Source organism: Companilactobacillus zhachilii, assembly GCF_003606365.2.
GTDB classification, from domain to species: Bacteria; Bacillota; Bacilli; order Lactobacillales; family Lactobacillaceae; genus Companilactobacillus; species Companilactobacillus zhachilii.
On record NZ_CP031933.2, the window covers coordinates 1,088,768 to 1,101,425 of the forward strand.

17 protein-coding genes, 2 tRNA genes and 1 other annotated feature are annotated in these 12,658 nt (G+C 35.3%); of the genes, 16 read left to right on the forward strand and 3 right to left on the reverse strand.

Going from position 1 to position 12,658, the window contains the following annotated elements:
* Positions 1-318 precede the first annotated feature (318 nt).
* On the forward strand, positions 319-450 hold the full coding sequence (locus D1B17_RS12850; RefSeq protein WP_263390693.1) for a hypothetical protein: 132 nt from the start codon (positions 319-321) through the stop codon (positions 448-450).
* A gap of 260 nt (positions 451-710) precedes the next feature.
* Entirely contained in the window at positions 711-1,697 is a 987-nt protein-coding gene (locus tag D1B17_RS04825) for a cation diffusion facilitator family transporter (RefSeq protein WP_120142787.1), read from the forward strand.
* A 61-nt stretch (positions 1,698-1,758) separates the two neighbouring features.
* On the opposite strand, the gene D1B17_RS04830 is transcribed toward D1B17_RS04825, so the two are convergent.
* Positions 1,759-1,832 (reverse strand) — tRNA-Arg (locus tag D1B17_RS04830).
* 97 nt (positions 1,833-1,929) lie between these two features.
* On the opposite strand from D1B17_RS04830, the gene D1B17_RS04835 reads away from it, so the two are divergent.
* Entirely contained in the window at positions 1,930-2,607 is a 678-nt protein-coding gene (locus D1B17_RS04835) for a type 1 glutamine amidotransferase domain-containing protein (protein WP_120142786.1), read from the forward strand.
* A gap of 175 nt (positions 2,608-2,782) precedes the next feature.
* On the opposite strand, the gene D1B17_RS04840 is transcribed toward D1B17_RS04835, so the two are convergent.
* Together D1B17_RS04840 and D1B17_RS04845 are read right to left on the reverse strand one after the other, a co-directional pair.
* Positions 2,783-2,856 (reverse strand) — tRNA-Arg (locus D1B17_RS04840).
* A gap of 487 nt (positions 2,857-3,343) precedes the next feature.
* A complete protein-coding gene (locus D1B17_RS04845; protein WP_120142785.1) occupies positions 3,344-3,529 on the reverse strand; it encodes a hypothetical protein in 186 nt (61 codons plus the stop codon).
* Positions 3,530-3,717: 188 nt separating this feature from the next.
* Between D1B17_RS04845 and D1B17_RS04850 the strand changes: the two genes are divergently transcribed.
* The 13 genes from D1B17_RS04850 to D1B17_RS04910 all read left to right on the forward strand — a co-directional run bounded on the left by D1B17_RS04850 (position 3,718) and on the right by D1B17_RS04910 (position 12,656).
* Positions 3,718-4,713, forward strand: a complete 996-nt coding sequence (locus D1B17_RS04850) for a carboxylesterase family protein (RefSeq protein WP_120142784.1) — start codon at positions 3,718-3,720, stop codon at positions 4,711-4,713.
* 32 nt (positions 4,714-4,745) lie between these two features.
* Entirely contained in the window at positions 4,746-5,117 is a 372-nt protein-coding gene (locus D1B17_RS04855) for a hypothetical protein (RefSeq protein WP_137432104.1), read from the forward strand.
* 206 nt (positions 5,118-5,323) lie between these two features.
* Entirely contained in the window at positions 5,324-5,572 is a 249-nt protein-coding gene (locus D1B17_RS04860; protein WP_120142782.1) for a hypothetical protein, read from the forward strand.
* A 439-nt stretch (positions 5,573-6,011) separates the two neighbouring features.
* Positions 6,012-7,577, forward strand: coding sequence for a hypothetical protein (locus tag D1B17_RS04865; protein ID WP_120142781.1), 1,566 nt, complete (start codon positions 6,012-6,014; stop codon positions 7,575-7,577).
* Between the two features lie 44 nt (positions 7,578-7,621).
* Positions 7,622-7,689, forward strand: a sequence feature (ribosomal protein L21 leader region).
* A 9-nt stretch (positions 7,690-7,698) separates the two neighbouring features.
* A complete protein-coding gene (gene rplU, locus D1B17_RS04870) occupies positions 7,699-8,010 on the forward strand; it encodes a 50S ribosomal protein L21 (protein WP_120142780.1) in 312 nt (103 codons plus the stop codon).
* A 2-nt stretch (positions 8,011-8,012) separates the two neighbouring features.
* The gene (locus tag D1B17_RS04875; RefSeq protein ID WP_120142779.1) at positions 8,013-8,357 is read left to right on the forward strand and encodes a ribosomal-processing cysteine protease Prp; all 345 of its coding nucleotides are present in this window, start codon (positions 8,013-8,015) and stop codon (positions 8,355-8,357) included.
* A 12-nt stretch (positions 8,358-8,369) separates the two neighbouring features.
* Positions 8,370-8,642 (forward strand): 50S ribosomal protein L27, encoded by a 273-nt coding sequence (rpmA, locus tag D1B17_RS04880; protein WP_120142778.1) that lies wholly within the window; start codon positions 8,370-8,372, stop codon positions 8,640-8,642.
* A gap of 139 nt (positions 8,643-8,781) precedes the next feature.
* On the forward strand, positions 8,782-9,345 hold the full coding sequence (gene efp, locus D1B17_RS04885) for an elongation factor P (protein WP_120142777.1): 564 nt from the start codon (positions 8,782-8,784) through the stop codon (positions 9,343-9,345).
* A 23-nt stretch (positions 9,346-9,368) separates the two neighbouring features.
* Positions 9,369-9,788: an Asp23/Gls24 family envelope stress response protein gene (locus tag D1B17_RS04890; protein ID WP_120142776.1), complete on the forward strand. Its 420-nt coding sequence runs from the start codon at positions 9,369-9,371 to the stop codon at positions 9,786-9,788.
* A gap of 5 nt (positions 9,789-9,793) precedes the next feature.
* Positions 9,794-10,198 carry a transcription antitermination factor NusB gene (nusB, locus tag D1B17_RS04895; protein WP_120142775.1) on the forward strand — a complete coding sequence of 135 codons (405 nt, stop codon included), beginning with the start codon at positions 9,794-9,796 and terminating at the stop codon, positions 10,196-10,198.
* A 38-nt stretch (positions 10,199-10,236) separates the two neighbouring features.
* Positions 10,237-11,085 carry a bifunctional 5,10-methylenetetrahydrofolate dehydrogenase/5,10-methenyltetrahydrofolate cyclohydrolase gene (locus tag D1B17_RS04900; protein WP_420868403.1) on the forward strand — a complete coding sequence of 283 codons (849 nt, stop codon included), beginning with the start codon at positions 10,237-10,239 and terminating at the stop codon, positions 11,083-11,085.
* Positions 11,078-12,427 carry an exodeoxyribonuclease VII large subunit gene (xseA, locus tag D1B17_RS04905; RefSeq protein ID WP_120142773.1) on the forward strand — a complete coding sequence of 450 codons (1,350 nt, stop codon included), beginning with the start codon at positions 11,078-11,080 and terminating at the stop codon, positions 12,425-12,427. Before D1B17_RS04900 ends, xseA begins: the two co-directional genes overlap by 8 nt.
* The gene (locus D1B17_RS04910; RefSeq protein WP_120142772.1) at positions 12,420-12,656 is read left to right on the forward strand and encodes an exodeoxyribonuclease VII small subunit; all 237 of its coding nucleotides are present in this window, start codon (positions 12,420-12,422) and stop codon (positions 12,654-12,656) included. The genes xseA and D1B17_RS04910 overlap by 8 nt, the downstream gene beginning before the upstream one ends.
* Positions 12,657-12,658 lie beyond the last annotated feature (2 nt).

The window sequence follows — 12,658 nt, forward strand, 5'->3', positions numbered from 1 at the left end:
TATTAAAATATAATTCAGGATTACCAGAACAATTAACTTATTTTCTGGAAATTCTTTTGATGCCAAAGTATATCTCAAAATATTACGGTTGAATTACAAAATGCCTATTTAAAGGATTCAATTAACTCTCATTTAGGTTAGTCTAAAATTTATTGATAATTGACCTATTTTTAGAGTTAGTTACTTGCGATGAGAAACGCTGTAAAAGTGCTACCGAACTATTTTAATATTAAAAAATGAAATAGTTTGTGTATTTTCCTTGATTTTATTTTTAAAGCGAGTATGATAAGGAATCATAAATAGTTGGAGGTAAGCAATATGAGATATAAAGTGACTTTGGATACAAAGCATCAATTGTTTACCGTATTTGATAAGAAAAACACTAGGGTTTCTGCATGCGGTAAGTCAATTGAAGAAGCTATGAATAAGTTATTGAAGATGGTGGCATAGTTCTAGTTCGTTATCATTTATTAACAGAAATGTAATTCACAATACAGATACTTTACGTATAGATGAATTAGTAGAATTCTGACTTATGAGATGATATATTGAATGAGCAACGAGAGTTGCAGTTCTATCCTCAACGATAACTAAAAAAGTCCTTTCCAAATGGAGAGGGCTTTTTATTTTTGCTCTGAATTCTTAATTGTTAAAATGGAGCTGTTAATATATTTTTATTTAAGCATTTTTAGGTAAAGAGGCTTTAATTGATGGAAGAAGAAACAGCACATCGGCAGGCAGAACAAAAGATTTGGAAAAAAATGCAACAAGAGGAATTGCAACGATTGAGTAGTGCCCAACATCATCTGTGGTTTAATGTTGGTGCATATTTATTGATTTCTATTATTGAATATTATTTGGCAATTATTGGTCACTCGCAAACATTAAGAGCTGATGCTTTGAATAATCTGGCTGGAATTATCTCGGCTGTTTTACTTTTAATAGGGATATTTATTGCACGAGATACTGGTGATGACGATATTATGGGGCGACCTTTACCAGAAGATCCCACTAAAAGCGGTCAAAAGCTCCAATTAGCTAGATTTCACTATGAGACAGTTTTTACGCTAATAACCGGTATTATTATGATTGCAATTGCAGGAAATGTTATGTACACCGGTTTAATGAGCTTAATGGGGAAGACAAAGATGGATGTTCCTCAGCCAATCACGTTAATTGGTGCCGGTATTGCTACGGTCATTATGCTAGTAGTTTGGTGGTTTAATAAAGCTGGTGGTAGAAAGCTACAAAATGCTGCATTAACGGCTGCTGCTCAAGATAGTTTAAGTGATGCTATGACCAGTTTAGGTACCTTTATCGCTATTGGTGGAGCTTTACTATTTAAAATTGTTTGGCTTGATGGAGTTGCCAGTATTGCAGTTGGTATTTTTATTTTAACAGCAGGTATTAAGATTTTCCGTGAAAGTAGTTTGAATTTGGCTGATTATTTTGATCCAAAAATTGAGGAACAATTTAAAAGAGCTATTGAAAAATATACTGAAGTTAAGCAGGTGATTGACCTTAACGCTAGTTATAATGGCAATATGGTCACTTTGGACGTAATTATTGCTGTTGACCCGACAATGCAGGTTAAAGATAGTTATCGTCTGGGTGAGCAAATTGAGGCACAGATGCGTCGACAATTTGGTGTGGTGGATACGGATGTTATGGCTGTGCCATTTGTGAAAAAAGAGTAAAAAAATACCGCTAAATATTGAACTAATCAACATTAAGCGGTAAAAAAAAGGTATAAAAAAATGTCACAGGTGAGATTCGAACTCACGACCTACGGTTTAGAAGACCGTTGCTCTATCCAACTGAGCCACTGTGACATCACTCGTACTATTATAGATAAAAGTTATGAAAGTTGCAACGCCTAATTCAAAAAATATTTCATTATTTTTTAGATTATTATTGAGGAGAGAATTGATGAAAAAAATTCTAGTAGTTCTTACTAATAAAACCCAATATGGTTACTATCCTGAGGCAACAGGTCTCTGGCTAGGAGAGGCAACCGAATTTGTTGAAGTTGTCCAAAAAGCTGGATTTGATGTCGATTATGTCAGTCCTAAAGGTGGCTTTGTACCAATTGATCCGCGAAGCTTCAAGTACGCTACACCAAACGATATGCAAATGTATCAAGATTTAAATTTTCAAAATCGTGCTTTATCTAATTCCTTGAGTCCAAAAGATATTGATTCAAGAAATTATACAGCCATTTATTATACAGGTGGTCATGGAGTTATGTGGGACTTTCCATATAACGAAGATTTGCAAAAAATCAGTTTACAAATTTACCAAAATGATGGCTTTATCACGTCAGTTTGTCATGGTATTTCAGGTTTACTTTATATTAAAGATGAGCAAGGTGAGTATCTCGTTAAACACAAGCATATTACAGGTTTTACGAATGCTGAAGAACAATTGAGTGGAAAAAAGAAATATGTGCCGTTTTTGAATGAAGAGGTTGCTAAGTTGCATGGGGCAATTTTTTCTAAGAAACGTCCTTATGCCGAGTACGCTTTAGCTGATGGTCAGTTTATTACGGGACAAAATCCATTTTCTCCGGCAGCTGTAGCAAAATTGTTGATTGAAAAAATGCAATAAAAGGGTCGTTAGATTTAATCTAGCGACTTTTTTGTGGATACAAGTATATTTTTGGGCACATTGTGGGCATAAGTTTTAAAAATTAGAGATATTCAGTTATCAGAGTAAAAAAATAATCCATAAACATTGAATTAACAACATCCATGGATTATTTATAAGTTAACAAAAAATATTATGTCACAGGTGAGATTCGAACTCACGACCTACGGTTTAGAAGACCGTTGCTCTATCCAACTGAGCCACTGTGACATCACTCGTATTATTATAGTTAAAGATATCAGTTACTGTCAATGTAAAATTTGATAATAATTAAAAAATATCTTAATTTATAAGAAAAATGAGAAAAAAGGGCAAATAAAAAGGTTCACTTCCCAAAAGTGAACCATCCCAAAATAGTAATTTACTGAATGAACCTTATTTGCTGAAGGTATTGGCTCTGTTCTCGCCCTCGAGTTCGGCCAAAACTTCTCTGTCTTGAGTAGAAGTTCTAGTTCTTTCGGCTTTTAATAATGATTTGATTAAATTTACAATTTTCATAATCCTCATCTCCGAAATCACTTCAGCTTTTAATGTCATCAGAATCTGGACAGAATGCTTATAAAATAGGTTTTTAACCCTCTCATCTATATATAAATTATATCAGAAATATTACATTTGATACAAAATATGTTCTTTTTCAGTAAAAAAATATTTATTTTTCCAAATGTAAAGGTATACATTTTTTAAAAATGACTATTTAGGGTTGAACCAATTCTTTACGACGATTTTCAATGATGTCTTGTAATTCTTCTAAGTCATCTAATGTCGATTTTTTTCTAATAAAACTTCTTGCTGAAGAGCGCATTGCAATATAATTTGCTCTTTCGCGATGGTTTTTGTGCCATTTTTCGTTGGCGCGTTTTTGTGCATCTGTTAAGACCATTTATTTCTCTCCCTTAAAAACATATCTTTGAAATTATATACAATGTTATTTTGCTAGACAAGGAAAATTGTGAATAAATTTCAATAAGTCTGTTGAAAAAATGGTTACATGAAATTCTTGTACATTAATATTATTAGTTTAGAATATTAACTAAATTGATATTTTGTTCATTGGGGGTTTATTTTTAAATGAAGAAGATAATGAAAACAACCACAGGTACTTATCATGGTGTGATGGATCATAACCATGTTGATTTTTTAGGCGTTCCATTTGGTTATGGCCGACGCTTTAAACGTGCGGAAGAATTTTCAATGGCAAAATTTGGACCGGGCGAATTTAATAAATTACATTATGCTGTTCATAATGGTGTTCAACCGATGCAAGATGAGGCTTTGAATCAAAATAATAAAATTCCATTTGGTGAAAACTGTTTGAACTTGGATATTTGTACCCCCGATGTAGATGGTAAGTTTCCTATCGTCATTGAATTTTATGGTGGAGGATTTTTACATGGAGGGAACTACAATAAACAGATGTCATGGTTGGACCATCAATCTGTTGTTCATGTTGTTCCTAACTATCGGCTGGGACTATTCGGCTGGGGTATAGTTGAAGGTGGCGACAGCAATGTTGGCTTAACTGATCAACTAATGGCTATTCAGTGGGTTTTAGACAATGCAAGTAGTTTTGGTGGAGATGTTCATAATATTACGTTAGCTGGCTTATCAGCGGGCGCTAAGTCTATTGCAGCATTAATGTCGTCCAATTCGACAATTCTTGACCGAGTTCAAAAAATTATGCTATTTTCAGGTGGAGTTCAAACGATTCGTGACTGGGACACGGCTAAAAAGGTTTCAGAACGGATTTGCCAAGATAATAGTATTAAGTCAACAAAGGATCTATTTAATTTAACTGATGATGGTTTGCAATTAATTCAACAAAGAGCAATCGGTCAGCATATTGCAACTAACTGGTTTGGCCCAGTTATCGATAATGATTTGATTTCGGCTGATTGGTCTAGTAAATTGATTGAACGATTGAATAGAACCCATTTTAAGACCATTATTTCTGCCGCCAGCAATGAACTGGAAAGTTATCATTCAATGGGGATGGACCATTTGGAAAATGAAGTTTTGTTTGACCTCTTTGGGGAAATGGCGCTATCTTTAAAAAAGAGCTGTTAGCTGAGAAATATTCTAAAAATGATTTCGTTAAAATGTTGGGAACGGCTATGTATCGATTGCCTGCTAGAAGGTTAGCTGGTTTGTTGGCAAAAGCCCAAGATGCGGAAGTTTATTGCAATTCGGCGGAGGTCTTTTCGGGACGACATGGTGGGATTATTCGTTATTTGAATATGCCAACAGATGAACTTAATATTGATTATCGGAAAAATCGTCAATATTTACTAAATTTGTTACTTGATTTTATTGAAACTGGCAAACCATATGAAGAAGAAATCAAATATGAGTGGCCTGTTTTCGACGATGATCAGCTAGTGATGGAGCTTGATTCAGATGACTTGAAGAGTCGTTCAATAATTAGTCAGCGATTTTCGGAAGATTTACCATGGCAATCATATAAGCTTTAATGAACTGTATTTTAGAAGAAACTGACAAACCAATAAAACAAATTTATAGAAGTTTTTATATAAAAAAATATATGCCGATATATTAGTATTTTTGGCATGAAAGTAAAAATATATCTTGCAAAGGAAATAATTTAAATTTACAATAGCCTCGGAGTGCTTAAAGTTTAAGTATTATTTATAATGCTTGGAATTTTAGAGGTGGAGATTTGAAAAGAAAGTTTTCGTTTATTATTACAATTGCTTTCATCGTGCTAGATGTTTTTGTAGCGTTTTTGACACAACAAGCAATTATTAGTAATTTAATGGGGATTTTAATTGGTGTTAGTTTAGTAATCGCACTAATACTAATCACAAGAGTCTTCGATAAGTGGAATTTAAAGCGTGGTAAGCTTGTTGTTGCTGCGGTTTTCTTTTTTCTAGTTCTAGGACGATTGTTTATGACTACGTTAGCGTAGTGAAAATTTGGATATTATCAAAGGATTGTGTGAGAATTAGTAAACACAGTCCTTTTTTAGTGTTTTCAAATGTCCCACCTCCAGGAGCAAAGAATTTAGGTCGCTGTGGGGACCGATTGGAGCCAGGGAGCGGTCTCCAATCTCGATTTTGAACTTCGCAAAATACGCGAATTTCAAAACTCGTCCCGTGGTGTAAGCACTGAAGTGCTTACGCCACCTTCACAGCGATCTAAATTTTTGCTCATTCCGGTTAATTTATTATTAGTTTTGCAAGTGTTGTGGTTGAATTCTTAATTTTAAAATAGATTGAATAACCACTGGCTTTTATATTATTTTGTTTTTTTAGAGTATTTGCTTTTCGCAGATTGAAATTCAGTTTAATATCTTCATTGATAAGTTTTTTCGCAAAATTAGAACAATTAAACTAAAGGAGTTACCCATGTCGAATCGTTCATGGAAAAGAATTATTTTAGGTGTTATTTTTTTACTTTTAAGCATTTTTTATACGGCAATTTTTTATCGTCAAGCCAATTTTGGTAATACGATGGTCTTTAACATTGCCCATCTAAAAGGTTTAGACAATATTTTGACTTCACCTATCAATTTTAATTATTGGAATCATTCTGGTAGTCAGATCAATCTTTTTAGTCCTTGGTTGACGTTGTTACCTGGTTGGTTACTGGTTAAATTGAATGTTTTTTGGGGCTTCGGGGTGTATTTAACTGCTATTACGTTCTTAACTTTTGTGAGTGCCTATTTTTATATGAATAAATTTTCGCACGATACTTTTGAAGCTGTATTATTTTCTCTTATTTATACGTTTTCATTTAACCGGTTCAATTTAGTTTTTCATGAACAAAGGTTGGAGAATTATATAGCGTTGATTTTTTTGCCGATGATTTATTACGGAGCATATTTATTTTTCAAAAATAAAACTTGGCAGACGCTGACTTGGGGATTGGTGCTAACTGTTTGGACGTCACCTTACTTAGCAATCAGTGTTGGATTAACACTGTTACCGATATATTTTTTGATGATTTTTTCAAAACGCTCACATCATTGGCGTTATTGGGGAAGGTTAGGATTGAATTCGTTAATAGTCTTGGCTTTCTCGGTATTAGCAACGCTAGGTTTTATCGGTCCTTTGATTAATCAACAAGTTGGGCAAAATGTTCAGCAGTCACCGATACAAAATTTTGATTACATTAGTTGGTTTCAGGATTTTAACTTTTCTATGATGCAACTTTATTTATTAATGGGTATTGGAGTTTTGTTATTACTATTGCTGTTGCTGATTTTTCTCAAAAGCCGCTTCAGTTATAAATTAATAATTTTAGAAATGATTCCTATCGCGGCTGTAGTACTAGTCAGATGGCAGTCAAAAGGGATAGATGTGAGTCGTCTGATAATGTCTTTACAAACGATTCTTGATTTATTTGGCATAATTATCGTCAGCCGCATCATTATTTTGATTTTTCAGGAATTTCCAAGTGTTTTTAAATTGCTATTATTAACAGCAACAATTGCAGGGACTAGTTATTTCTTTTACACGCAGGCGATTCAGATTCAACCTAAGCAAACTTTTTCAGCTAGTCAAAAAGTTGATTACACCAAATTTGTTTTAGATTATCATGACCATGCCAGCAATGGTAAAAACGAATTTTTGGCTAACGGCAAGAAGACAACGGTGTCGTCTTTCACTAGGAGTAGTGATTATTGGGTCCAATATTATAGCCCAGTTTCAACCACGCTGAATCTTCCGGTACAAAATTATGCTGGTTACAATGTTCAATTGAATAACGAACAGGTGGCCATAAAAAAATCTGCTCGTAAAACTTTGAGCATTGAGACTCATCCGGGGAAAAATATTATTGAAATTCATACTCGCTATGATTTGATTGGTATCGTTTCTTTATTATTGAATTTGTTAGGATTTATTTTTTTAAGTTATTTTTCACTACATAATCTTCGATGGAAAATGAAAAAAGTTCCTGAGAATAGTTGAAAAAGCAAGCAAAATTTGCTATATTTTATAAGTTGCAATCACTATTGCATCTACAACCGCTCAAAATCGGGTTTAAGCTTAGTGCACCCGATTGGCGAGTCTTAGAAGGGAGTGTACGCTTATGTACGCAATTATTAAAACTGGTGGTAAGCAATATAAAGTTGAAGAAAACACTTCAATTTATGTTGAAAAGCTTGATGTCAAAGAAGGGGACGCAGTTACATTTGATGATGTAATCCTAGTTTCTGACGGAGACGATATTAAGATTGGTAGCCCTGTAGTTGAAGGCGCTAGTGTTTCTGGTAAGGTTGAAAAACAAGGTAAGGAAAAGAAAGTTGTTACTTACAAGTACAAACCTAAGAAGCATTCACATACAAAGACTGGTCACCGTCAACCATATACAAAGGTACTTATCGATAGTATCAAGGCTTAATCATGATTAAAGCTAGTTTTCACCAGAATGCAGATCAGAAGATTGACTCCTTTTTAATTAAAGGGCATGCTGATTCAGGACCTTACGGTCAAGATTTAGTTTGTGCTGCTGTTTCAGCGGTAACAATTGGAACAATCAATAATCTGGAAAAACTCACTGGGGCGACGCCTCAGGTGGTCATGGATGAAGTAAACGGTGGGCATCTCGGATGCCAATTTGACAAAGCGATATCACACGATACTGCCTTGTTATTGGATAACCTTTTTTGGATCCTCAAGGATATCGAAGGCAGTTATTCCAAAAACATTGAAGTTCAAGTACAAAAAAATAAGATAGATCTTGATTAGGAGGTAAACTTCATGCTTAAGATGAATTTACAATTTTTCTCTCACCATAAGGGTGGTGGATCAACAAGTAACGGCCGTAACTCTGCAGGTCGTAGACTAGGTGCTAAGCGTGCTGATGGCCAAGCTATCACAGCTGGTGCAATTATTTACAGACAACGTGGTACAAAGATTCACCCAGGTGAAAACGTTGGCCGTGGTGGCGACGATACATTGTTCGCACTTAAAGATGGCGTTGTTAAGTTCGAAAGACTTGGCAAAGACAAGAGAAAAGTTTCAGTATATTAATATATTGACAAAAAAAGAGGACAATGTTCCTCTTTTTTTTATATAATAAGCTTGAGTTATTGCCATTAACACGTAAATATTGGTAAGATAACATATAGTGTTTTATCGGCAAAATCTGTAAGAATCAAGGGAGAATAAAATGGCTATTTCAGTAAATGATTTTAAAAATGGTTTAACAATTGAGGTTAAGGACAGCATTTGGCGTGTTATCGAATTCCAACATGTTAAGCCAGGTAAGGGTAGTGCCTTTGTTCGTTCAAAGTTAAAGAACTTGAGAACTGGTGCTGTTCAAGAAATGACTTTTAGATCAACTGCTAAAGTTGAAAAAGCTAATATTGAAAACAAGAAGATGCAATATCTTTACGCTGACGGTACTAACCATGTGTTTATGGATACAACAACTTATGAACAATTAACTATTCCAGCTGAACAAATTCAAGAACAATTGAAGTACTTGAAGGAAAATATGGAAGTTAATATTATGATGTATAATGGTGAAACACTTGGTGTTGATGTGCCTAATACAGTTGACCTTAAGGTTGTAGAAACTGAAGCTTCAATCAAAGGTGACACACAATCAGGTGGTTCAAAACCAGCTACAATGGAAACAGGCTTAGTAGTGCAAGTTCCATTCTTCGTTAACGAAGGCGACATGTTAACTGTTAATACACAAGATGGTACTTACATTTCACGTGCTAATTAATAACTGATTATGGAGATAAGTTTATGGCTGAACAAAAATATGTTTCTCTACAACAAGATAGTGGAAAAATAAACGGTAATGTTGAAATATCACATCAAGTTATTGAGATCCTCTTGGGAATTGCTACTAACCAAGTTGAAGGCGTTTATGAAATGCGTGGAACTATTTCAAGTCGAATAGATTCACTTTTTGGACGTATCAATCATGGTAAGGGTGTTGATGTTTCATTTGCTGATGATCAAATATCGGCTAATGTTTACGTATATCTAGAATATGGCGTATCGATCCCTAAGGTATCCTTGGAGATCCAAAAATCAGCCATTGAACAACTTGAATTCATGACCGATTTAGATTTGAGTGAAATTAATGTGCATGTTGTAGGCTTGATTGCTAAAAAAGAATCTGGCGAAATAGAACGTGTAACAACGGACAAAAAGGAATAAAACTAGTGATAAGTAGACATAAGATCAGAGAACTCGCAGTTCAATCACTATTTTCCATCGAAACGACCCAGGATACTCCAGACGAGGCTATCGCATCTACCATGCAATTATGTGATGTCAGTACTGAGGCTGTTCCGGATTATTTAACATTTTTAGTTGCTGGTGCAGTTGAACATCAAGATGAACTTGATGAAATGATTGCTAAGCATCTAAAGAACAAATGGACAGTTAAAAGACTGTCTAGAATTGATCGTGCAATTTTGCGCGTTGGTTTATTTGAAATGGAAAACAGTTTAGAAGTGCCAAAGAAAGTTGCAATTGACGAAGCAATCGAAATTGCCGGTGACTTTGGCGACAAGGACTCAAAGTCCTTCGTTAATGGTATTTTATCTAATTTTGTAGAAGGGTAAAGGCTGGTAATTTTACCAGCCTTTTTATGGTGATTAGTATGGAATTATTAGAAGGCAAAAAAGTAGCAGCAGCATTAGATGAAACAATGACACAACGTGTCGCAGAATTGAAGAAAAAAGGTGTCACACCTGGCTTAGCCGTTATCTTAGTCGGTGACAATAGCGCCAGTGCAGTGTACGTTCGTAACAAGAAACGTCGTGCTGAAAAACTAGGCATTAATTTCCAATTGATTCATTTTGAAGCAACTGTTTCCGAAGAAGAATTGTTGAACAAAATCGATGAATTAAATCACGATCAAGCAATTGATGGATTTATCGTACAACTACCAGTGCCAGATCATATTGATGAAGATAAGGTTATTGAAGCAATTGATCCTCATAAAGACGTTGATGGTTTTACACCAATTAGTGTTGGAAATCTCTGGATTGGAACACCACTAACCAAACCAGCCACTGCTTCAGGTATTTTAATGATGTTAGATCACTACAATGTTGACCTTGATGGTAAAAATGTTGTAATTGTTGGTCGTAGTAATATTGTTGGTAAACCAACTGCTGCTTTAATGTTAGATCGTAATGCCACTGTAACGATTACACATTCACATACTAAGAACTTAAAAGAAATTACAAGTAAGGCTGATGTGCTTGTTGTAGCCATTGGAAGAGCTAAATTCATTACATCGGAATACGTCAAAGATCAAGCTATCGTAGTTGATGTAGGGATGGACCGTGACGAGAATGGCAAACTTTGTGGTGACGTGGATTTTGATGATGTGAAGGACAAAGCCTCCATGATGACACCAGTACCTGGTGGTGTTGGTCCAATGACAATCACAGCACTAGTAGATCAAGTGATTGAATTAGCCGAAGGCAGGGCAAATGGATAATGAGCAATATTTAACAGTTACCGCTTTAAGCCAATATTTGAAGAGAAAATTTGACGTGGACCCTTATTTGGGCCACGTCTATTTGATGGGGGAGATCTCTAATTTTAGATTACGTCCCCATGCTCATCAATATTTCTCACTTAAAGATGATAAGGCTAAGATTTCAGCAATCATGTTTCGTGGTAACTTTGAAAAAATTAAATTTCAACCTGAAGAGGGTATGCAAGTTCTTGTTCAAGGTCGAGTCTCATTATATGAGCCAAGTGGTTCTTATCAAATTTATATTGATTCGATGGAGCCAGCCGGCTTAGGAGCACTCTATTTAGCCTTTGAACAATTGAAAAAGAAATTGGCGCAAGCAGGTGTCTTTGACTTACCAAAGAAGCCAATTCCCCAATTTCCTAAACGAATTGCTGTAGTAACTAGTCAATCTGGTGCAGTTATTCATGATATTATGACGACCGTTGCTCGAAGATATCCAATCGTACAACTTGTTTTGTATCCCGCTCAAGTGCAAGGTGATGAAGCTGCGGCGACAATTGTTCGTCAAATTAACCGGATCAATGAAGCTGGTAACTTTGATACGATGATCATTGGTCGTGGTGGTGGTTCGATTGAAGATCTTTGGCCTTTTAACGAGGAGAGTGTTGCTCAAGCGATTGTGGAAAGCAAAATTCCTGTTATTAGTTCAGTTGGGCATGAAACTGATACCACGATTGCTGATCTGGTTGCTGACTTGCGGGCCGCTACACCAACAGCTGCAGCAGAATTAGCAACCCCAGTTTTGAGTGACGTTTTGGAACACTTGCAAGACCTTCATACGAGACTTTACAGCGCTCAGAATAATTTGATAGGGAATTACAGCGACAAGGTCAAAAGTTTGTCTCAGAATGTCTTTTTGCAACATCCTGAGCGAATTTATGAAGTCTATCTACAAAAAGTTGATTATTTGCAAGATAAGTTGCGTCAAAATACTCAGAATATTTTGAGCAATTCCAAGAACACACTGATACAGGATGCCAATCGTTTAGTTCAAGCGTCACCGCGAGATCAAATTTATAGTTATGGCAATCAGGTTAACCGGAATTATCAAATTTTAATTAATAATGTTAATAAAATCATCAATAAAAACCGTAATATTTTTAACAGTCAAGTAGCAACACTAGATTCGTTAAGTCCTTTGAAGACGTTGAGTCGTGGTTATGCTATACCAACAGGGAAAAACGGCAAAGTTTTGCGTGATGTGACTGATTATCAAGTCGGAGATCCTGTCGATTTGAAAGTTAAAGATGGTAGCGTTAAGTTAATAACCAAAGAAGTAAGCGAGGATAATAATGGCTGAAAAGAAGACATTTGAAGAAAATTTAGCAGACTTAGAGGCAATTGTTTCAAATCTTGAATCTGGAAATGTGCCCTTAGAAGAAGCCATGGAAAAATTCAAAAAGGGCGTTACTTTAAGTAAAGAGCTTGAAAAGACATTAAGTGATGCTGAAGCAACTGTAACTAAGATCATGACTAAAGACGGTCAAGAGATCGATTTGAAGAATGGCCAAGATGAAGGTAAGGAATAAGT

What these genes read in the sequence shown, in the direction of transcription:
- D1B17_RS12850 (WP_263390693.1), top strand. Translation starts at nt 319, where the DNA reads ATGAGATATAAAGTGACTTTGGATACAAAGCATCAATTGTTTACCGTA.
- D1B17_RS04825 (WP_120142787.1), top strand. Translation starts at nt 711, where the DNA reads ATGGAAGAAGAAACAGCACATCGGCAGGCAGAACAAAAGATTTGGAAA.
- D1B17_RS04835 (WP_120142786.1), top strand. Translation starts at nt 1,930, where the DNA reads ATGAAAAAAATTCTAGTAGTTCTTACTAATAAAACCCAATATGGTTAC.
- D1B17_RS04845 (WP_120142785.1), bottom strand. Translation starts at nt 3,529, where the DNA reads ATGGTCTTAACAGATGCACAAAAACGCGCCAACGAAAAATGGCACAAA.
- D1B17_RS04850 (WP_120142784.1), top strand. Translation starts at nt 3,718, where the DNA reads ATGAAGAAGATAATGAAAACAACCACAGGTACTTATCATGGTGTGATG.
- D1B17_RS04855 (WP_137432104.1), top strand. Translation starts at nt 4,746, where the DNA reads ATGTTGGGAACGGCTATGTATCGATTGCCTGCTAGAAGGTTAGCTGGT.
- D1B17_RS04865 (WP_120142781.1), top strand. Translation starts at nt 6,012, where the DNA reads ATGTCGAATCGTTCATGGAAAAGAATTATTTTAGGTGTTATTTTTTTA.
- rplU (WP_120142780.1), top strand. Translation starts at nt 7,699, where the DNA reads ATGTACGCAATTATTAAAACTGGTGGTAAGCAATATAAAGTTGAAGAA.
- D1B17_RS04875 (WP_120142779.1), top strand. Translation starts at nt 8,013, where the DNA reads ATGATTAAAGCTAGTTTTCACCAGAATGCAGATCAGAAGATTGACTCC.
- rpmA (WP_120142778.1), top strand. Translation starts at nt 8,370, where the DNA reads ATGCTTAAGATGAATTTACAATTTTTCTCTCACCATAAGGGTGGTGGA.
- efp (WP_120142777.1), top strand. Translation starts at nt 8,782, where the DNA reads ATGGCTATTTCAGTAAATGATTTTAAAAATGGTTTAACAATTGAGGTT.
- D1B17_RS04890 (WP_120142776.1), top strand. Translation starts at nt 9,369, where the DNA reads ATGGCTGAACAAAAATATGTTTCTCTACAACAAGATAGTGGAAAAATA.
- D1B17_RS04900 (WP_420868403.1), top strand. Translation starts at nt 10,237, where the DNA reads ATGGAATTATTAGAAGGCAAAAAAGTAGCAGCAGCATTAGATGAAACA.
- xseA (WP_120142773.1), top strand. Translation starts at nt 11,078, where the DNA reads ATGGATAATGAGCAATATTTAACAGTTACCGCTTTAAGCCAATATTTG.
- D1B17_RS04910 (WP_120142772.1), top strand. Translation starts at nt 12,420, where the DNA reads ATGGCTGAAAAGAAGACATTTGAAGAAAATTTAGCAGACTTAGAGGCA.